The 19842-nt window shown below is 43.3% G+C and carries 16 protein-coding genes; 7 read left to right on the top strand and 9 right to left on the bottom strand.

The window, feature by feature from the left end:
* Positions 1-156: 156 nt before the first annotated feature.
* Positions 157-1557: a relaxase/mobilization nuclease domain-containing protein gene (locus BN8_RS32095; protein ID WP_009285098.1), complete on the bottom strand. Its 1401-nt coding sequence runs from the start codon at positions 1555-1557 to the stop codon at positions 157-159.
* Complete coding sequence (locus BN8_RS26855; protein ID WP_009285099.1) at positions 1547-1921, bottom strand: plasmid mobilization protein; 375 nt, start codon at positions 1919-1921, stop codon at positions 1547-1549. Before BN8_RS26855 ends, BN8_RS32095 begins: the two co-directional genes overlap by 11 nt.
* Positions 1922-2176: 255 nt before the next feature.
* On the opposite strand from BN8_RS26855, the gene BN8_RS26860 reads away from it, so the two are divergent.
* Positions 2177-3985, top strand: coding sequence for a type IV secretory system conjugative DNA transfer family protein (locus tag BN8_RS26860; RefSeq protein ID WP_009285100.1), 1809 nt, complete (start codon positions 2177-2179; stop codon positions 3983-3985).
* A 52-nt stretch (positions 3986-4037) separates the two neighbouring features.
* Here the strand turns inward: BN8_RS26860 and BN8_RS26865 are convergent, their stop codons facing one another.
* The gene (locus BN8_RS26865; protein WP_262493858.1) at positions 4038-5162 is read right to left on the bottom strand and encodes a GHMP family kinase ATP-binding protein; all 1125 of its coding nucleotides are present in this window, start codon (positions 5160-5162) and stop codon (positions 4038-4040) included.
* A gap of 531 nt (positions 5163-5693) precedes the next feature.
* Between BN8_RS26865 and BN8_RS33985 the strand changes: the two genes are divergently transcribed.
* Positions 5694-5927 carry a transposase gene (locus tag BN8_RS33985; protein WP_009285102.1) on the top strand — a complete coding sequence of 78 codons (234 nt, stop codon included), beginning with the start codon at positions 5694-5696 and terminating at the stop codon, positions 5925-5927.
* Between the two features lie 95 nt (positions 5928-6022).
* Positions 6023-6748 (top strand): SDR family oxidoreductase, encoded by a 726-nt coding sequence (locus BN8_RS26875; RefSeq protein ID WP_040006558.1) that lies wholly within the window; start codon positions 6023-6025, stop codon positions 6746-6748.
* Positions 6749-6803: 55 nt separating this feature from the next.
* Here BN8_RS26875 and BN8_RS26880 read toward each other — a convergent pair whose 3' ends face one another.
* Complete coding sequence (locus BN8_RS26880) at positions 6804-7664, bottom strand: Rossmann-fold NAD(P)-binding domain-containing protein (RefSeq protein WP_009285103.1); 861 nt, start codon at positions 7662-7664, stop codon at positions 6804-6806.
* Positions 7665-8951: 1287 nt separating this feature from the next.
* On the opposite strand from BN8_RS26880, the gene BN8_RS32100 reads away from it, so the two are divergent.
* Positions 8952-9590 (top strand): NUDIX hydrolase N-terminal domain-containing protein, encoded by a 639-nt coding sequence (locus BN8_RS32100; RefSeq protein ID WP_051041135.1) that lies wholly within the window; start codon positions 8952-8954, stop codon positions 9588-9590.
* A gap of 20 nt (positions 9591-9610) precedes the next feature.
* Here BN8_RS32100 and BN8_RS26890 read toward each other — a convergent pair whose 3' ends face one another.
* Positions 9611-10504 (bottom strand): sugar phosphate nucleotidyltransferase, encoded by an 894-nt coding sequence (locus BN8_RS26890; protein WP_040006560.1) that lies wholly within the window; start codon positions 10502-10504, stop codon positions 9611-9613.
* 130 nt (positions 10505-10634) lie between these two features.
* A complete protein-coding gene (locus BN8_RS26895) occupies positions 10635-11702 on the bottom strand; it encodes an endonuclease/exonuclease/phosphatase family protein (RefSeq protein WP_009285105.1) in 1068 nt (355 codons plus the stop codon).
* 231 nt (positions 11703-11933) lie between these two features.
* Here BN8_RS26895 and mobF point away from each other — a divergent pair, with 231 nt between their 5' ends.
* Both mobF and BN8_RS33020 read left to right on the top strand, forming a co-directional pair.
* Positions 11934-14669 carry a MobF family relaxase gene (mobF, locus tag BN8_RS26900; RefSeq protein WP_202806401.1) on the top strand — a complete coding sequence of 912 codons (2736 nt, stop codon included), beginning with the start codon at positions 11934-11936 and terminating at the stop codon, positions 14667-14669.
* Positions 14670-14838: 169 nt separating this feature from the next.
* Positions 14839-15057 (top strand): hypothetical protein, encoded by a 219-nt coding sequence (locus BN8_RS33020; protein ID WP_144051811.1) that lies wholly within the window; start codon positions 14839-14841, stop codon positions 15055-15057.
* A 328-nt stretch (positions 15058-15385) separates the two neighbouring features.
* Here the strand turns inward: BN8_RS33020 and BN8_RS33025 are convergent, their stop codons facing one another.
* Positions 15386-15964, bottom strand: a complete 579-nt coding sequence (locus BN8_RS33025) for a hypothetical protein (protein ID WP_144051812.1) — start codon at positions 15962-15964, stop codon at positions 15386-15388.
* Positions 15965-16099: 135 nt separating this feature from the next.
* On the opposite strand from BN8_RS33025, the gene BN8_RS26910 reads away from it, so the two are divergent.
* Positions 16100-16624 (top strand): hypothetical protein, encoded by a 525-nt coding sequence (locus BN8_RS26910; protein ID WP_040006562.1) that lies wholly within the window; start codon positions 16100-16102, stop codon positions 16622-16624.
* Positions 16625-16815: 191 nt separating this feature from the next.
* Here the strand turns inward: BN8_RS26910 and BN8_RS33030 are convergent, their stop codons facing one another.
* Both BN8_RS33030 and BN8_RS26920 read right to left on the bottom strand, forming a co-directional pair.
* Positions 16816-17484 carry a hypothetical protein gene (locus BN8_RS33030; RefSeq protein WP_144051813.1) on the bottom strand — a complete coding sequence of 223 codons (669 nt, stop codon included), beginning with the start codon at positions 17482-17484 and terminating at the stop codon, positions 16816-16818.
* A gap of 7 nt (positions 17485-17491) precedes the next feature.
* Entirely contained in the window at positions 17492-19300 is a 1809-nt protein-coding gene (locus BN8_RS26920; protein WP_009285108.1) for a M12 family metallo-peptidase, read from the bottom strand.
* Between the last annotated feature and the right edge of the window lie 542 nt (positions 19301-19842).

A 19842-nucleotide genomic window follows, 5' to 3' on the forward strand; every position in this document is an offset into this window, starting at 1 on the left:
TTAACAACCGGTAATGTTGATACCGCTCTTTCAAGGATTACAGCCTTCTCACCAATTTCATGTTGATATAGCGACATATACTTTCATTTTTTGTGGATGCTTCTGCGAAGTTACGTATTTTTTGATAGTATGCATGCATACTATTAGCTAAAATTTTCAACGGGATCGTCGCTTACCGCGTTGCTGATTTCGCTTCCGACTTTCTTTTTGCTCCTGCATCAGTTTCTGCACCCGCTCATCATCTGGCCATGTACCGGTAGGCTCAGCATGATCAGTTGATGAGGTTGCCGGGTGGGTAATTTGGTCAGGCTGTGTCTGGTCGGCATTTAACGCGTCTTGATTGTCAAAAAATTGCCGTGCATTGTCCTGTCGCCGTTGCCGGTCACGAGCTAACCTCGTATCGACCAGAATTTCATCCTCCGCCTGCATAAAGGCTTGCAAGGTGGCCCAGGGTTTCTCTCGTGTCGCTTGGTGGGTCTTCGCCTGCTCTATGTCCTGCTCCGCTAGATCTGTCCCATTTTTAGGTTGTTGCTTTTCGCCCCTGTCTTGGCGGCTTGCGGTCAATTCATCACCATTAGAATTATAAGCCCCAGCAAGATTCTTTTTCTTTTCAGGGCTATCGTCTTCTACGTCTTTTGTCATCTCATCTGCCGATTGCAAAAAGCTTGCGGCAACACGCCTCATTCTTTGTCGGCTCTGAGCCTCTGTATTCTCCGTGCTGTCCTGTTTGTTATCCCAAAACGCGGCTGCGGTTCGCTTGGCCATGTCATGATCAGATTGCCGTTCGGCTTTGCTCGCATCGCTGCCTCCCTCCTGCCGTTGGCGCATGAGTTCGATGGCTTCTTTTTCCGGGATGAGGTCCACGTGACGCATCCGCTCGCGAACCTCCTTAATGCGAACGCCTTTGAGCTGGCGGACCAGATCGAACGAACGCCCGTTTTCATCCACCACCATGAAAGGGTGACGCGGGACGCCCTCGGCCAGCAGATAGCCGCTCTCCTGCACTTTCTGCATAAACTCCACGCCGGTCTCGGTCTCTTGCCACAGGGTCGTCAATTTCTCTTTCAGTTCGGGGCGGTGTTGGTTGCGGTGAGGTGTCGGCTGGTGGTTGAACACCCGCTCCATTTCTTTACGGGCGCGATCCTGGGCCAGGCGGCTGAATTTGTTGTCGATCACCCTCCCCGTCTTCTGGTCGTAGCGTTCGAAGACCACATGGGCATGCGTCCGGTTCTTTTTGGTGTGCAGGACGATGACCCGCCGTTGGCCCTCATAGCCTAGCTCTTTCCCGAGAATGTCGGCGGCCTTGAACCAATCCGCGTCCGTCATGCGCCGGTCCTCGGCATAGGCCGGGTTAATCTGCGCATGAAACAAGCCTTTCTGACTTTTGGTCAGCTCGGCCGTCAAGGACATGGCGTACAAGGTCTGATGCAAATAGGCGTCGGTCGCATTCGCCCGGCCCGCTACGTCCAATATCCTGATTTGGTCGTTGCCACCCTCTCGTAAGAGATAAGCGCCAAGTTGTTGGCCGTTGCCGCGAATGTTGCCCCTAATGACCATCGTTGAGGAGTTTGAGGCAATGGGCGGTCAGCGCATCGAGCCCCTGCATGGCGGCATTGATGTCCTCCGGGCTGACGCTGGCAAGCTGCCCGCTCTCCCGGCTGGCGTTGAAGCTCCGTGCGATCTGATTGATGTTGCTGCCGACCTTGCCAAGCTCGGCCAGCACGTCCAACAGGATCTTGCGCTCGGGCGTCGGTACCCGGCGCAGCGGTTGAGTGGTAGCCATTGCCTGTAAGCGCACATAGTCGCTGGGCGTCTGGCCGGCGCGTTGCGCCTGCTCCCAGATCCGGCGCTTTTCAGTAGCCGTGACCCGCACACGGATGGTGAGGTCGCGCTTATCGTCACTCTTGAGTGGTCGGGCCATAGCGGACGCGGTTTACAGGAGGGTTAAGGGAGGGGCTGGCCTCTCCCTTACAAGCAGGGTTTGTCCGGAAAAAACGCGGAGTTTTTGTAGCTACAAACCACTTCTTGCAAAACCTCACCCAAAGATAAGCAGGCAGCCGGATTTTTGGTTTCTCAATGCGTTGGTTTTTACCTGACACAAGGTTTGGATGCGCCCTCTCGTTGGAATTATCTTTTCTGTTTTTTATTTTTAGGCATCCACATCATTTAGATTTTTATGACTTCTTCGCACAATGATGCCCCGCCTGAAACGGGCTGGCTTCAGCAATGGTTTGGCGTCACCTCTCAGGAGATCGATCAACTGTTTCGCTTGAAGAGCGACCCGGCTACCTTCAACAGATTTATGCTTTTCGTGGTCGGCCTGTTGCTGACACCGATTACGCTGGCAGGCGCTTTGCTGGGCTATGTCCGTGCTTATAACCGCTTCATGCGGCCGCTGGCGGAATACCCACGTTTGCACCCGTTACGGCCCATCGTCCGCTTCGCCATGGTACTAGGAGCCATCCTAATCTGGGTTGGCTTATTCGTTGCGTTCTTAAGCCTTGGCGTGTTGGCCATGATCATGGGCATAACGGGCCGGGTCTTTCTGATCTATGTTGGCGTCAATCTGTTGGTGACAAGCATCGTGTTTGCATCGTTTCGGCGTTGGCAAATCGGCGTTAACAATGCGCTGGTCGAAGGCAACCGTTTCGGCTCAGCCCGCTTTGCCAGGCCTGACGAACTTAACCCTTACCGGCAAGGACCGGGCCTGTATGTAGGGGGTGGCTTCGTCTTTAAGGACAAAGGTCATGTGCTGACGGTGGCTGGCACACGGGGCGGCAAAGGCACCAACCTCATCATCCCAAATCTCTTGGGACTTGGCGGCTATCAAGGCTCCTGGGTCGTAATCGACCCCAAGGGCGAGAATGCCGCCATTACGGCCCGGTATCAGCGCGAGAGCGGCAAGCAGGTCGTCGTGCTTAATCCGTGGGGGTTACTGGAAGAGCATATCGGCGAAGCGGAAAGCTACAATCCCTTAGACATTCTGGCGGATACGAGCAGCATACATTTGGTGGATGATGCGCAGATGGTCGCTGAAATGCTCGTGCCCGTTGAGCGCAACGACAAGAACAAGTTTTTCACTGATACAGCCAGATCCATCGTGACGGGTCTGATCATGCAGATTGTGACCACACAGGAAGGTGATGATCGGACACTGACGACGCTTTGGCGCTGGGCCCGCTTAGCGGGTGATGACTGGGACGAGTTAGTGGCGCGAATGCGGCTGAACGATGATCCCGTCAACGGTGAAATCGTACGCAATGCCGGGAATGAAATCGTCAAATTGATGGAAGCTGGCGAAGAAACGTTTGGGAGTATTTTATCATCGGTACTCCAGGCAACCGACTTCCTCAAAAGCCCGGCGCTTCAAAAGTCTTTACGCTCGGGCTATGACCCAAAAACCCTGTCGGATGGCGATACGACTCTCTACATCATCATCCCCGCCGACAAGCTGCAAAGCCATGCCAGGTGGCTGCGGCTGATTACGACAACTACGCTCCGGGCTGTCGTCAGAAATCCGAATAAGCGTGTCACTTTTTTACTCGATGAATTTGCAGCTTTGGGATATTTGCCTGAAATTGAGACCGCTTTGAGTACCTATGCAGGCTTCGAGATCACCGTCTGGCCGATCTTACAATCGCTGATCCAACTACAAGGACTGTACGGTGAAAACTGGGAAACCTTCACGGCGAACACAGCGATCCGGCAGTTCTTTACGATCAACGACAATTTTACTGCCAATTATGTGAGCGCGGCCATTGGCCAAACCTCCCATGTGATCACCACACGCGGATTATTTGGCGGAGTCCAAGATGCCAATGCCAACCAACGGCCGTTGGTGACGCCGGATGAAGTAAGGCGAGGGTCAGCGGAGAATATATTTGCTTTCTTTGGTGGCAACCCACCAACCGTGTTTACGAAGCAGCCTTACTTTCATAATTCAAATTTACGAGATAGAGCTGAAGCAAATCCTTACATTGCTTAACTATTATAATTCATCAAAGACTTCATAGCAAAAGCTAAAGTAAGGAAGATGTTTATTGGCTTACTGTGACACCTTTATCAATAGAAACAATATATGCACGTCCACCCGCTTTTTCAATAGCTTCCACTACGTTTTCTGTTTTGTTTGGTGCGTAGGCGAACATACATCCACCCCCTCCTGAACCGTTTATTTTACCTCCTAATGCTCCTGCTTCTAATGAGGCATCAAGCATACGATTTATTTTAGGTGTTAGTATCTGTTGTGCATCTCTCAAATTGTCATTATGTTCTAATAAAAGCTGACCAAATAAATAATGATCCACAATTTGTTTTTCATTACTCAACTTTCTTAGCAAAGTGATAGCCTTATGTGATATATCACGATTAGCAATCGTTCCATTTATAAGGTTAAAATCACTCTTGCTCAATAAACTTCGATATGCGAGTAGTTCGTCAGCTGTTGTTGTTAGCAGTGAAAAATTTGGGTCTAACAACTTTAATTGGTGAGCAATTTTTAGCGTCTCACTTTTTATTCGATTCATGGTACCTATAGTATCTTTAGGCTCTCCTGAATCTCCAAGTACAAACTTACCAAGATTAACAGATAGAGTCTCTAATCGAAAGGATGGCGACATTTGCAAATAAATAATGCCACCAACTGCTACAGCGTAATGGTCCATCATACCTCCTGGCTCGTTGAACTCTTCTACTTCTGCTTTATAAGCTAACCCTGCTAGCTCTTCGGGAGACAAATTCCTTGGTTTATCAGCTAAATGACTGAGAACGTTTAACCAGCTAACTATTAAGGCCGAAGAACTTGCGGTTCCTGAGTTAATTGGTATACTGCTATTGAGTTCTCCACTTATACCCAAAGAAAATTGAAATCCTTCTTTCAGTAAAACATTGACAGCGCTCCTAAAATAATCCCGTTCACAGGTATATGGCAGTGGCAGATTTTTCAAATCGAAGTATTCGTAACTATTGATATCAGGTAGGTTCATAAATACTTTTGGGGCAAATGTTAAATTTGCCCTTATATGCATTCTCTTAGATATAGCAGCAGCGATAACAGGTAAGCCTAAATAGTCTTGATGTTCACCAAACAAACATATACGACCAGGTGCAGAAGTGTATATAAATCGATTATTCATAAATAATGATACAAAATTAAATTTGATCAGAGTGTAGGCTACTTAAAGAATTTCAGAGAATTGACTTAAATTATGCTCTAGCTGACTAACTAAATAATTCAATGTTAAAATTTTAGCCAAATCCACGCACAATCACCAGTATCGCACTCTTCAGGTGACCCCATTGCTATAATATATTTTTTGAATCCAACTATTCTTGAGCAATCTTCATACTAACTCTATTGAATTTAAATATAAACTTTAAGCTGGCAAGAATAACGCGTACAACCGCTGTTCTGCCCAACTCGCTTCCTACACATAAACGGTTCCGCAAGAATAATTCCGTTCATTATTTAACACCATTACTACAGGTATATATCGTTCTTAGAGATAAAACGGTTGAACATCCACCACAGACTCGCCTGTCAAGAAGCTTTTGGTATAAGAGACGGCTAACTGATTGCCTAGTTTTGATAGTGCCAGTAGATTGATGCGTTTGGTGATAATGCGAACGGGTATCCTTTGTTGATCATCTGGGACGGGGCCAGTATTGACCGCTGTTAGGCGGTTAAGGACTGGTTGTCGGCAAATCCGGGTCGAGTCCATCTGGAACAACTGCCAGCCTATAGTCCTGAACTGAATACGGCCGAATTGCTATGGAGTCATCTGAAACGAAGCTTAAAAAACACCATATTTACAACATTAGCCGACTTGGTGGAGGCCATTAAAATCCAACTTACTGAGTTAAATAAGAAACCAATCCTACTCAAAGCCTTCTTCAACAAGAAAGATATTGCTTTCTTTACAGATTAATTCACCTGTCTATATCTAGATTTACGTCCATTGTTTCTTACAAGTTACAATTATTAACTTAAGCTAAAATAATTGAAATTTAAACATATTTATCTATGATACAGAAAAGAGTCGCGGTAGTGACAGGTGTCACAGGAGACATAGGTATAGCAGTCGCTAATGCTTTGATAAAGGATGGCTTCTACGTAATTGGCGTGGCTAGAAATGAAAGTAAACCCTATTATTTAGATAGCATTCAAGACAGATCTAGCTTTCATTTTTACAAATTAGACGTAGCTAATATTGAAGAAGTGCAATATTTCTTTGCCTCCACTCTGATCTTAAACTGCAATATAGAATGCCTAGTGACATGCGCTGGTATTCTGGAAATGAAAAATATATATGATACCGATGAGGTTTCTTGGAATAAAATAATTGACATCAATTTAAATGGAACGTTTTATTTTTTTAGATTATCAATCCAAAAAATTCGTAAAGACGGAAATAAAGCTAATTTATTTGCTATAGGCTCAAGATGGGGCCAAGATGGTCACAGAAATTCTATTGCTTACAATACATCAAAATCGGCTTTAAAAGCATTTGTCAAATCCGCCCAGTTAGATCTTTTAGGTTCATCAATCAGAGCTTTTTTGATATCCCCAGGAAGCGTTGCCGGTAGTATGTCTAATTCAGTAGATAATAGCTTGACGACAAAATTAATTGAACCAACTCAAATAGCAGACTTAATTCGATTTGTAAATAAATCGGATACTAATATAATTTTTGATGAAATAACGATAAAAGCTAATCCTTATGATTTAGAGCCAAGAAGTAGTATTTAGTGCCTTAGACAAAAAAATGCCTTCTACACTCCGATTACTTATAAAGTACATAAAACTATGTAGTATTTAATAAATATACTGAAGCAATTATATCAAGATCTTTGCCACTCTTTTCTAGTAACGAAATGTTCTTCTTTTCTATTAGGTTTAACATTTCAAACCCTAGTTCGTCTCCTATAGTTTCATAAAATTTTGTGAAGGCAGAAAAATCTTTTAAAAAGCATGGTCCACCTGCTCCACGGCCGTTTTTATGAAATGGCTCTAAATAAGCTAATAAACTATCAGTATCAGCAGCAATAGCCGTTTTTATCTGTCCCCATTCACCCCCCATATTTTTACACACATCATATAATAAGTTATGAAAAACTATTTTTAAGTAACCACCACAATTATGAGCATATTTAATTATTTCTGCTTCTACAGCATTACATATTTGATTAAATGGAGCAAAAGGTAAGATTCTCAATAATAGATTTGCAGCGTTGACATATTCAATACTTTCGCTAGGAAGACCTAAAATATTTCTTTTAGGAAAAGCGGCATCATACTCAGCAGAAATCGTTGACAGAAACTCAGGTGAATGAATTAATATGACGTCAGGATTTTCTTTTTGAAGCTTGTTAGTTGTACCTGGTATAACTGTAGATTTAATTACAGCAACTTTATTCTTACCAACTAATTTAATAGCTTCCTTCAAAGCCGAATCGTCAAAACCTAATGATGTGGTAGGTGTGGGTACAGCAATTAAAACTATATCACATTCTTCTATATTTTGTCTGTTTTCTATATATTCTACATCAAGTGAATAACAAACAGGTGACAATCCGCGTGATTTAAAATTGTTAGCATATGCTTTACCAACCCACCCCATACCTATTATTCCAATCTTTGGAAAATTATCGATTACATGCTCCATATGATATCTTCAATCAATTGTAAAGTTAAATTTATAAAAAAAGATATGGCTAATCAGGTTCTGAAGTTGCCACAATATAAATCACCGTATTCTGCAGTTTTTGTACAAATAGTGAAATGCGCTAGACTCAAACAAGTTACTATATAATTTTTTCAAGTTATATATATTTTTAAAAAAATAGTGCATTGGATAGCAAATATGCTTCCAACCGTTAAATTACACCTTCATGTCAATTTATATTTAAGAGCCTGTTAAAAATAAGCCTTCAGGCTTAGAAAGCAGCATCAGTGTATCTTGTGGGTTGATCTGATTAAAGATGTATCCCCACAGACCTGATGTTTTGCTTGCAAGTTACCCAAGAAATCTAGGCTGACAAGCGTAAACGCAAGTATTCACTCCATGTTATTATCAATAATACGTTGTTCTTCCTGACCAAGACAGGATGCCAATGGCGACAAATGCCCAATGATTTGCCATTCTGCTCTTAACGCTACTACTTCTGGAAGTGGCGTAACGGTGGGACTTGGAAAGGACTTAAGAAGGCTTTAGCCGAACGTAAGCAACGAAAAGCCTCGCCCAGCGTTGGCATATTAATTCACTAAGTGTAAAATGCAATGAATTAGGCGTAGTGCCCAAAGGTTGTGATGACTATAAAAGGATTAATGGGCGTAAACGCCATATTGTGGTCAATACGTTAAGACTGGTCTTGGTGGTCGTCGTCCACGTAACGAATATATGGCAGTCCAGCCGCTCGACTAGTAGTAAGTCAATCAGCCCATCAGAGATTTAAGCGCTTGAGTAAGATCTTAGTTGACAGTGCCTTTGATATGAAGCTGTCCCGTTGGATGGAAAAGAGCTATGGACTGGTTTTGGAAATAGTAAATGTGAGCGAATTAGTAAGCTTTCTGACTGTGCCCATGCGCTAGAAAATGTAGCGGACATTTGTCTGGATAAATTCGTCGCGACAACTCAGTAAAGACTACAAATGCGGAGTTAAATTCTACGAACAATTCGTTAGATTTATCCAATATTAATTGGCTACTAAAGCATTTTTAAGGAGATCGTAAATTATTAAAATAATAATGAGGTCAAGTACAATTCGTTTCAAATTGGCATACGTATTAAATAACCTTATTATAAAGTTGATTTATACTTGACTATTTACGCTAGTATTTTTAAGCATATCTCTATGCTTAAAAATAAAAAAACTAAAATATACAAATTTCTTTTCATCCTAATAAAAATACGCTATCCTTTGATTGTTCTAGTTAAAAAAGGAATTATCTTATGGCCACTCAAACAAAAACTATTTTAGCTCAACTCTCATTAATAGACCAAGTTAGGGCAATTGCATTAGAGGGATTGAAATATGCAAAGGATTCATATGACATTGATCGGTACACCAAGCTTTTAAACCTTGCTGCACTTGAATATGCAGGTATCTTAAATATAGATAGAGATGATTTATTAAAAAAATTTGAAAATGAGGTTGGAGTTGTAACGCCAAAATTAGGTTCTGAGGCAGTAGTAATAAATTCTAAAGGAGAAATTCTCGTTCTTAAGAGAACCGATGATCAATCGTGGTGCTTACCCTGTGGATGGGTCGATGTTGGAGAAAGTCCTGCTCAGGCAGCGGTAAGGGAAACTAAGGAAGAAACAGGACTAGATGTTGAAGCAAATTTTTACATTTCTATATCTCATAAAGGCCCTCACACAGCATCTCATCTACAACACCAAATTAACATTATAACCTTTATGAAACCAGTAGAATCTAGTGTAAACATCATTCTGAGCCGTGAGCATACAAATTATCAATGGATAAAATGCGGTGAATTTTTGAATTGGCATATAGGACATGATCAACAATTCGAAAAAATATGTAACTTCCTCAAATCAAACCAAAATAATTGTATTTTTATCACGTAGATCATTTATGTATATTAAACTTATGCAGTGTACTTCCTAATATTATTTAATACTAAATTTCTTAATTGCTTATCAAGTAGCGCGGCGACAAAATTAGCCTCTATTGAACCTATCCTATTACCACAGTCAAACCGTTGGCCTTTTATTAAAACTCCGATTAATTCTTTATTATTTATATAATTTTCAAGCGCATCTGATAGACCAACTTCTGTGTAATTGTATTGTCCTTTGCTTAGTAACAATGTGTTTCTTTCCAACACATCTAAAACATTATTAGGAAAGATAAACCTTCCAGTTATAACTAAGTTTGACGGTGCTTGTTCTTTTGTTTTTGGCTTTTCAATAACATAGTTGATTTGCCCGCTTTTTTCATCCATACTTACAACACCAAATTTTTTTAATTCTTCATCTGTAGTCTCTTCAATACCAACTATTGCTGAATAACCATTGCTCTTATTAACCATTTCCCTTAATCCACCTTGTAATGGCAAAATCAAATCATCTGGGCAAAGAACCGAAAACTTACTTTCTTCCTTTAAAAGTTCTTTAGCAGCTAAAACCGCTCCTCCTAAACCATTTTGAACTCTTTGCTCTACGAAATACACATCTTTATGGGTTAAGTCCATAATCTCAAGGGCCGGTATTAGTTCTTCTCTACCATTTTCTATTAGAAGTTTGTAAGTATCGCTAAAATCTAAAAATTGCCTTTTAAGAAGGATTGTAGAAATTGGATCTGAATTAACTACAAATATAAATTTTTCTATACCAGCCAATAATGCTTCTTGAACACAATAATGAATTATGGGATTTCCTGCCACAAAGTGGAAGTGTTTAGGAATAGCTTTTGATCCAGGCAGAGCTCTTAAGCCATTACCAGCAACAGGAAAAACAGCCGTTTTAATATTATCAGCCATAGTATAGAGCGTATTAATGTGTAAAATTAGTATGCATATAACTAAAGTGATATCCAATCAACTTTTCATACAGGATGCTTCGGGAAGATGTCTGTCGGTTTTTCATTAACGGTAGCCATTGCCATATCCATTACGGTAACAGGAACTCTACAATTACAGCCGCATGGTCAGAGGCCTGTGTTCTAGTGTTCTTGACGGTTGGATAAGGTACCCATTTTGTCTTAGAGTAGACACCGCGTCGCTCCAGCTTGACATCTTGAATATGCTGTTTCAACGCATCGGAAACTAAGATATAATCTAACTGCTTGCTGTCAGTTCCATAGGTGCCCCGTTGACTAGCAGGAAGGTTTAGAAGTGTGTTGTATAAATTGGGTTTTGTTATTAAGGGCTGCATTGAAGGGCTACTTGGGTCAGAGTTCAAATCTCCGGCCACGATCACATAGTCATTTTTAAGATTGTGCCGGTCTAGCAACTCTGCCACCCGTTGGGCTTGTCCAAGCCGTCGTCTGTTGCTTTGCAGATCGTTACCTGAACTGTAACCCATCGATTTAAAGTGGTTGATCATCAGATGGAGCGGTTTCCCGTTCGGAGCGACCAATTCAACCTCCAGGCAATCACGGGAAAACGTCTTCAACGTCTTGCCTTCATAGAGAGTCGTTTCGTGTATATGGCTACAAAACGATGTTACCGGTATGCGTGATAGGAAGGCGACATCAATGCCTCTTGGGTCATTACCGTCAATGAGATAAACGTATTTGTATTCCGACTTGCCCGCCGGCTCCAAAAAGTCCTTATACAACAATCCATCATGAAATTTTTGCAGTAGGCTCCGCTCCTCTACTTCGATCAGACAGATGACATCGGCATCCACATCGCTGATCACCCGCGCTGTGTTTTCGACTGCTGCATCCGAAAAACCCGTTCGCGTCAGTTCGACACCGCCCAGCCAATCCTTTGCGCCAATAACCGCATTTGAGTCGTGCTTACCGCGTAGATCGTTGACTGTGGCAAACCCTTTCAATTTTTCTTCAAGCTCTTTGATCCGGGCTTTATCGAAGATGTCGTTTTTTAGGGCTTCTTGTAGTTCTGCTACGTAACCGAGCAGTTCTTTCGATGTGGCTGGGGTTTGCGCAAATATCCTGGGCCTACTGAAGAGGTTTTCGCAGTTAAAGGTCGCAACGCGTAGATTGTGTGGCATGAATTAAATGTTTTCGGTATGGACGAGGTAATTCCTTCAATTACAAGGGCTAAGCTAAGCGATTAGGCTTTTCTTGGACTGACCGAATAATATATTTTGATAAGCTTACTTAAGATTTGAAGGCATAGAATAAAGACCTTACTCTGATTGCTCGTCATGCACTCTCTTTAATAAACGCGTTCAAGAAATCGAGTCTGGTGATTCTGCGGCATGATATTGGACATGATACGCATGATCCAAAGCCGCTCTGCCAGCCAAGCGAAAGAGTATTTCAACGACTCTTTGCAGCGGTCGGATTATTATTTGGACGGTCAAGAACACTCCGGCCAGTTCTACGGCAAGGTTGCCAATCGTTTAGGGGTAGCGGGTGAAATCACCAAAGACGTGTTTCACGCCTTGTGCGAAAACATCAACCCCGTTACCGGCCAGAGCCTAACTCAGCGCAATGTCGCCAATCGCACGGTCGGCTATGACATCAACTTCCATTGCCCCAAAAGCATCTCAGTCCTACATGCGCTGAGTGACGATAATCACATCCTGGAAGCGTTTGAGGCAAGCGTCGCGCAAACCATGCTGGACATTGAAGCTGATGCTAAGACACGGGTGCGTAAACAGGGTAAGGACGAAGATCGGCCAACTGGCGAACTCATATGGGTCAGCTTCCTGCACCAAACCGCAAGGCCGGTGGGTGGCATTGTCCCTGATCCGCACGTTCATTCGCATTGCTTCGTTTTCAACGTGACCTGGGACGATGTTGAGAAAGAATTCAAGGCCGGGCAGTTTCGCGACATCAAACGCGATATGCCTTACTACCAGGCCCGGTTCCATAAGGTGTTTTCTGACCGGCTGATTGATTTAGGTTACCGTATCCGGCGCACTAAAACCGCCTTCGAGGTGGTTGGTGTGCCGGAGCGGGTGATTGACCTGTTTTCCAAGCGAACGGACGAGATCGGACGAATCGCCAAAGAGCTTGGCATTACGGATTCGTCGGAACTAGATACATTGGGCGCTCGGACTCGCGCTAAGAAACAAAAGGGTCTGACCATGGCCGAACTCAGACAAGAGTGGCGCAAACAGATCTTTGCGATGGGAATGACCGACCAGGATGAAGGTAAGCAGCCTATCCGCTTTTCGCCCGTCAAAGAGCCCTCTCCCCTCACCCCGCAGAACTGTGTCGACCATGCCCTGTCCATGCGCTTTGAGCGGGCATCGGTCATGCACGACCGGCGTATCCTGGAAACCGCTTACCGGCAAGGCCTCGGCCATGTGTCGGTGACGGTCGATCACATCACCGATTGCTTTAAAGCTGACAAGCGGATCATCAGGATTACCGAGAACGGCAAAACGCTTTGCACGACCCGGCAAGTTCTGCTTGAAGAACAACGAATGGTCCGCCTGGCCCAAGAGGGAAAAGGCGTGCTGCGGCCACTCTACACGATTACGCCCAAGATTGCCTTACAGGGTGAACAACAGACGGCCGTCGCTCATGTGCTGACAACGACTAACCGGCTATCGATCATCCGAGGTCGGGCGGGAACCGGCAAAACCACCCTGATGCGTGAGGCTGTCGCCTTGATTGAGCGAGCGGGATGCCCGGTGACAGTGGTAGCGCCCACCGCCCAGGCGGCACGGGGCGTGTTGCGGGACGACGGCTTCACGGAGGCTGAAACCGTGGCCCAGCTCTTGGCCTCTTCGCAGTTGCAGGAGAAGTTGTCAAACGGCCTGTTATGGGTCGATGAAGCCGGGCTACTCAATAATGCGGACATGACCGCCCTGCTCAAGCTGGTCATTGCTCAAAACGCCCGGCTGGTGTTGAGCGGAGACACAAGGCAACATGCCAGCGTCATCCGGGGCGACGCTTTACGCATCCTCAACGCCGTGGCTGGCATTCAAGCGGCAGAGGTCAGCCAGATCTACCGCCAGCGTCACCTTGCGTATCGGCAGGTCGTGCAAGCCCTCTCCAATGGCGACATCAAAACCGGCTTTGACCTACTGGACGCCATGGGAGCGATCAAGACGGTCGATCCGGCCAGTCCGTTTGCAAACCTGGCTAAAGACTATGTGAGCGCCCTCAAGCAGGGCAAAACGGCGCTGGTTATCTCACCCACCCACCAGGCTGGGGCACAGGCAACCCATGCCATTCGTGAGGAGTTGCGTAAAGTTGGCAAGATCGGCCCAGACGAAACACCCGTCACCCAACTGGTCAACACCAATCTGACAATGGCTGAAAAAACCGACAGCCGCAATTACCAAGCCGGTCAGATCATCCAGTTCAACCAGCACGCCCCTGACATTCCGCGCGGCTCGCGTTGGGAGGTGACGGCAATCCAAGACGGTCAGCTAGCCATTAGAGATGAACGCGGTTCCACCCAACTGTTACCACTTGGTAACAACCCGGTTTTCGATGTGTTCCAGGCAACAACGCTTGGCCTGTCGCTAGGGGACAGCATTCGTATTACGCGCAACGGTATGGATGCGGATCGTAAGCGGCTCAATAACGGGCAGTTGCTGGAAGTCATGCGTGTCAATCCGGGCGGTAAGATCTTAGCCCGAAACAGGATCAGCAAAGCGCGGTACCGGTTGCCCCATCAGTTTGGCCATATCGCCCACGCCCATTGCATCACCTCCCATGCCGCGCAAGGCAAGACGGTAGACGCTGTGTTCATTGCGCAACCGGCCAGCACCTTTGCCGCTACCAACCGCAATCAGTTCTACGTATCGGTGTCACGGGCAAAAGAGCGCGTCCACATCTACACGGAGGATAAAGACGCTTTATTGATGCAAGCCTCAGAACCAGGAGATCGGCTATCGGCGCTGGAGTTGGTCAAACCCAAAACCTTCCCTGTATCCGTTGCTAAGCAGATGATCCGTTCGCGCATAAAACGCCCCGTCGCACCGATGATCAAACCGCAGGAACCTGATCCTCCTGTCAACAAACGGAAGCCCGCTCATGTGCCATGTCCATGAGTTCAAGTCGAATTTCCCAAAGTCTGATCCAGCGGAACCAGTAACAACTGTAACCGCTCAGGAACCGACAAACGCTGAGAATCACCTACACGAAGTAGACAATGATGTAAGAAACCTGTGTTTTGCCTGGCCCGATGGCAAGCGCGCTTTTTTCAACTACGTTTATCTCATGAAAGGCGAGTTTGAGCCGGGCAGTGACAAGAACATCATTCAGCTTGATTTTTCGTCCTATAAGGTAACGTTGCAGGGTTATGGATTAAAACCCTTATTTCTAGCCTTACTTAACCATCAACCTCGTTTCATTAAGGCAATTGATGCACGCTATGCTCACGCCATCGGTAAAAGCGCAACTGTTACAGCCATTCGCATTGAGGTTAATAACGAATGAAATTTATTCCTTTCATATCTGTGATCTTAGTAAAAGTAAGTAAATAATTTATCGTATGATCTATTAAGAATGGAAGCATGACTTTGAGTCTAAACGAAATAGTAGCTCAGCATAAGTAATAACCCCTACGTGGCAATTATTACAAAGAAAGAACGTCGTGGCGATGACGGAATAACTAAAATTATGCACCTAGAGCATTCTGGTTGACAATATGAGTAAATCTATTATGAAGGTGATCAATATAGCACAAGCTTTTGAGTAAGAGCTTGTGCTATTTTATACAACCTATTTCTTGTGCTAATAAGCACCTACTTTTGAAAAACTACATTCATTGTAATACAAGTCTAACGTCATCGTTATCGCTACAACTAGACGTGTTGTATTGTAGACACGGCAGACCTAATCTCAATTTGATGCTACTTTCTCCCGATGGAAAAACACCACGGTCATAAACATCAAAAACGAGTCTATATGTTGTTAAAGATGGCATTGAAGCGATTGTCCATTGATAACCACCATCGATTGCGCTGGTGACTTCTGTTAAATCGGCTGGATTTCCCTGTACTGATACTAATTCGTAATTGAAGACATTAGTGTTATTTCCCGGCATTGATACTCTCAAATTAAAATTTTGATCGTACAACTCATTATTCGTAATTATAACTTGAAAACGGGTACGCGCTCCACCCTTTGCAACTATATAAGAAAAACAACCATCCAAACTCACGTTAAAATCAGCGTTCGTTGCAATTGAAGCTGAGACGGTACCTTGAGGGCATGTATATGTCCTCGCTGAACTGTATTTGTTTTTCTTGGGTTGTACTTCAAATTTTTGTTCCACCGGCTGACAGCCAACAACAAGACCTACCCAAAAGACAGTTGACAATGAAATGAAAGTAGTTTTCATGATGTTTTGTTTTTATTTAAATGTAAGAAAAGTATCATTACCAGATACAATTATTTATTAATAAATTGTTATAAATTTTAACAAAGCTGAATACTAGATAAATAATTTTGTAAACCGTCGCTCGTTATAATAACAATGAAAAACTTCTTCGACGTCATGAATAGTTGTTTTAAAAACCTTAGCATTATTGGTTTCATTTTGTTGAACGCAGCTTGCCAAGAGGAGTTATTGCAGCAATTAACTCCTCCTGGCAACCGTCCTGCATCTCTAGAGGATACAAATAAGTGCCAAGCCCCTCCTATTGTACAAAATATTATTGGCGAATGGAAATTTTTTACGCTAGATGCTATAGGGCGATCAAAAACCGGAACTTTGGCTTTTGATCAAAATCAAACTTTCACTGATTCAGATACGCTATTTTCTGTGTCACTTCCAGACGGTTATGAGAAGAGAATATATTTGAAATGGAGCGTAGAGACGGATGAATTTGGTGAGTATAAACCTTACGGCGAGATGGTCTGGTTAAGACTCTATGCAAAAAATCAAAGCGGTGTAACCGAATACGTACAGGGCAATTTCTTCCAAGTCGCCATCAATGAATGCAAACGGATCGAACTAATACGTCCCAACGATAAATTCAAGCTTGTTCTATTTAGGTAGTCTGAAGGTTTAGCAAGTCACTTGTATAGATCTGGACTCACATTTTATAATTCCAATCAAACTGGCCTCCAAGTTCACCGCAGGTTATGTTTCAACATGAATCACTGAACAATGGTCCGTCCAAGGGACACCCCTTAACTGACGATGTCATTGAAGTATGCGTAGATATGTATTATACAAACTAAAATGCGTTAATTTGTATAAGGACCTTTGAAGTTTCCTTGCATAAAGATCTGAGTAGGGTAAATGAGGCTATAACTGACATCTTTATCAATGATCATGAAGTTTAAATTAAAACTTCCTTCTACATGATGAGCTTGCGTATCCAAACGAGTAATATTGACCCAATTGTCAGCCTTTAGATCAAGAGTAATTCGATCTTTTGGTGCATCACAATCATACGTGCGAAAAGTAGGCATGATTGAAAGATCATACACTGACGGCTCAAAACGAAAACGACCAACTTGGGCCGGAACAATAAAGTGAACACTTTCCATTTGGCACTCGAAACCGTCCATCGCTGTAAAACCTATTCCCAAAATACGAGAACCTATTCGATCAAACGGAGAGGATGGGTTTTCAATAATTCGTTGGCTGATATTTGTGTAGGGCCAGTGATTCCAATTGTGTCCTTTAAATGTAAATGCATACTCTCCCATAGCCAATACAGGCGTAGGTGTATTAGTAACCGGAGGACCTTGCCAAGCCGAGGTAAAAACAGGCTGATAGGTTGAAATAGGTTTACCCGTACTCTTTATGTAAGGATATTCCCCGTTGTAATCTTCGTGAGAAACCGTCTTATCGCTCGTGCATGTGCAGAGCGATAAGACGACCAGAAAACATAAGCCTACAAATTTCATTCGTTTGCTATTTGCTGAGTAACACTTTTAGGCTTCGTCGTTGCGATCCAGCCTGAAGATTAATAACATATAAACCTGGACTTAATCCTGTCACATCCAACTGCTTTTGATGATTTCCGGGCGCAAGTTTTCCCAAAAGCAACTTTTTAACAGTTGACGCACGGGAATCTGTTAGCGTTAAGGATACAACCGCTTCCTGAGGCAACATAAACTTCAAATTTACAGTATTATTAATAACTGGATTAGGCCAAGACACTAACGTGACGGAATTCACCGTCTCAGTTTCTGGCGCTTCAGTGCGACAACCGCTACAAATGTTGACCGATACATATTTGTATATTGTGCTCACTTGCCCTCCCGGCAAAGTGATACGACAACGTAGATAATAAAGCCCATTATCCGATGATGAAATATAAGGATATATGATTTCAGACCAACCCATCGGAGAACCAAATGTAAATCCATCACGGCTAACACTCCATTCAAATGAAATCGGCGTAATGCATTGATAGGCAACCTCGAATTGATTGGTTCCGCTGTTACCCACATAAGACGTTCCCTCAATATATCCATAAAACGGATTTGTTATAGATTGTCGAAAATTGCCGATTGTTGCGCTTACCTCGCCTATGCGACGAGCCACGTCATTAAGCGTAGCAGTACCTGTTTGTGTACCATTGAATGTAACATTGGGATTAGAAAAATGAAGAATTCTACTCAAGTCCCCATTATTTCTAACCGACATTAACGTACGTATAGTCTGGTTCGGTAGTTGATAGCCGTGTGCGTAGCTAGGAGGATTAGAATCAAAATTGTGGTCATGTCGACCTCCAAATATGTGCCCGGCCTCGTGGAGAAATGTGTAAGCCCCGGCAAGACTGGCTTGATTTATTTCCACTACTGCATAGGCGGAACTATTGTTAGCGGGAATGTCACCAACTACCGAGCCGAAAGTAGTTGTATAAACATCGCCTGTAAGCGTCATCACAATGTCTGCGTTAGTTTGATTTCTCAAGTTTTGTGCATCGGCTCGCTGACTAATTCTAAAAGCATCAGCCTGTGAGTCATTATCTACGCCTTCCGTGAAGGGTATGAAGGCTACCCCGGCATTGACTAAAGTATTAGTGACTTGGTTACCAATAGAACTATTATTTAGCGCTGTATTATACTGCTGGATGCACAGGTCTGCCAATTGATTAATATCAGGAGCGAAATTAGCGGCTGCCTGAGTATATAAGATAAGAACTCGCGTGGCCTCCTGACATGCATCTTGGCGAGCTCCGCTTTTTGGCTTATGCTCCTGATCATTGGCCCGTCCAACAGCCTTACACTCTTTCGATTTGCTTAAATCAACCTCCATCAAAAGGCTGACGCTTTCATCAGTGCCATACAGTTGATAATTACCATACTTGCTTTCAATAGAGCCGGACAACTTGCCTTGTTTACTGACGAAGATTGCTTGATAAAGCCCGTCTTCTGATTTACCAACCCATGTAAAATCTCGTTCTGATTCAGCTTCAACTCGACGGGCCAAAAAGGTGATAGGCCCTCCAGTGTTTGGAATAGTAAACGTGAGTTTCCCGTTCTGCTGAATTTTTGCCAAGTTTCCTACTTGTACATACATCGTCCGCTTGTGCACAGGATTTTTTTCAATTTTTTCCATTTTCCCTTGCAGGTTAGCCGAAAATCTGCTTTTGTCGGATTGCTGCAAAGTGAAAAGTTCTTGTGCCAATACCCACTGGACCTGAAGTCCAAATGCCACAAGTAGGGTGCAAGCTCTGTGTTTTGCCTTAGTTGTAAATTTTGAGATTTTCATAGACGTTTGATTAAGTTTGAAACAATCAGTAACGAGAGACCGAAAAGGCGCAGAAGCACTAAAGGGTTTTCCTATTTTTATTGAACCATAGTTATTCTGATATTTTTAGTGAGAGCCTGTTGTCAACTTCCAGCAAACTGTCTGGATTATAAAGTGAAAACCTTAAAGTGCCTTATATGAGTGCTACTTTTAAATTATGGCAGTATTTAGTTACTCGTAACTTGAACAGCACAAAGTTCTTTAATAAAATATATTATACTAAAAGTACAATACAGACACCTCAATAGCAAATTAATTTTATCAATTATTGGATTAATTATATTAAACAGATAAGAATACAATTTTTTAATAAAGTATTTATACTTAAAGCTGTAGTCTAAAAAATAAATTTTATAGAAACCTTTATAAGTATAAATTCTAGTTTTTTCTAAATTTATTAATTAGTTTTTATTTTAAGTATTGAAAAAATATAATTCAACACCTTGTCTGTCTGTGCCAATCTTACATAACTACTTTGTATAGTGTGCTTTGATTATTGACCG

Origin of the sequence: Fibrisoma limi BUZ 3 (assembly GCF_000296815.2) — a bacterium.
Lineage (GTDB): Bacteria > Bacteroidota > Bacteroidia > Cytophagales > Spirosomataceae > Fibrisoma > Fibrisoma limi.

Bases quoted from the DNA above. Each gene is read 5' to 3' on its own strand.
- BN8_RS32095 (WP_009285098.1), bottom strand. From the start codon at position 1,557: ATGGTCATTAGGGGCAACATTCGCGGCAACGGCCAACAACTTGGCGCT.
- BN8_RS26855 (WP_009285099.1), bottom strand. From the start codon at position 1,921: ATGGCCCGACCACTCAAGAGTGACGATAAGCGCGACCTCACCATCCGT.
- BN8_RS26860 (WP_009285100.1), top strand. From the start codon at position 2,177: ATGACTTCTTCGCACAATGATGCCCCGCCTGAAACGGGCTGGCTTCAG.
- BN8_RS26875 (WP_040006558.1), top strand. From the start codon at position 6,023: ATGATACAGAAAAGAGTCGCGGTAGTGACAGGTGTCACAGGAGACATA.
- BN8_RS26880 (WP_009285103.1), bottom strand. From the start codon at position 7,664: ATGGAGCATGTAATCGATAATTTTCCAAAGATTGGAATAATAGGTATG.
- BN8_RS32100 (WP_051041135.1), top strand. From the start codon at position 8,952: ATGGCCACTCAAACAAAAACTATTTTAGCTCAACTCTCATTAATAGAC.
- BN8_RS26890 (WP_040006560.1), bottom strand. From the start codon at position 10,504: ATGGCTGATAATATTAAAACGGCTGTTTTTCCTGTTGCTGGTAATGGC.
- BN8_RS26895 (WP_009285105.1), bottom strand. From the start codon at position 11,702: ATGCCACACAATCTACGCGTTGCGACCTTTAACTGCGAAAACCTCTTC.
- mobF (WP_202806401.1), top strand. From the start codon at position 11,934: ATGATCCAAAGCCGCTCTGCCAGCCAAGCGAAAGAGTATTTCAACGAC.
- BN8_RS33020 (WP_144051811.1), top strand. From the start codon at position 14,839: ATGAAAGGCGAGTTTGAGCCGGGCAGTGACAAGAACATCATTCAGCTT.
- BN8_RS33025 (WP_144051812.1), bottom strand. From the start codon at position 15,964: ATGAAAACTACTTTCATTTCATTGTCAACTGTCTTTTGGGTAGGTCTT.
- BN8_RS26910 (WP_040006562.1), top strand. From the start codon at position 16,100: ATGAAAAACTTCTTCGACGTCATGAATAGTTGTTTTAAAAACCTTAGC.
- BN8_RS33030 (WP_144051813.1), bottom strand. From the start codon at position 17,484: ATGAAATTTGTAGGCTTATGTTTTCTGGTCGTCTTATCGCTCTGCACA.
- BN8_RS26920 (WP_009285108.1), bottom strand. From the start codon at position 19,300: ATGAAAATCTCAAAATTTACAACTAAGGCAAAACACAGAGCTTGCACC.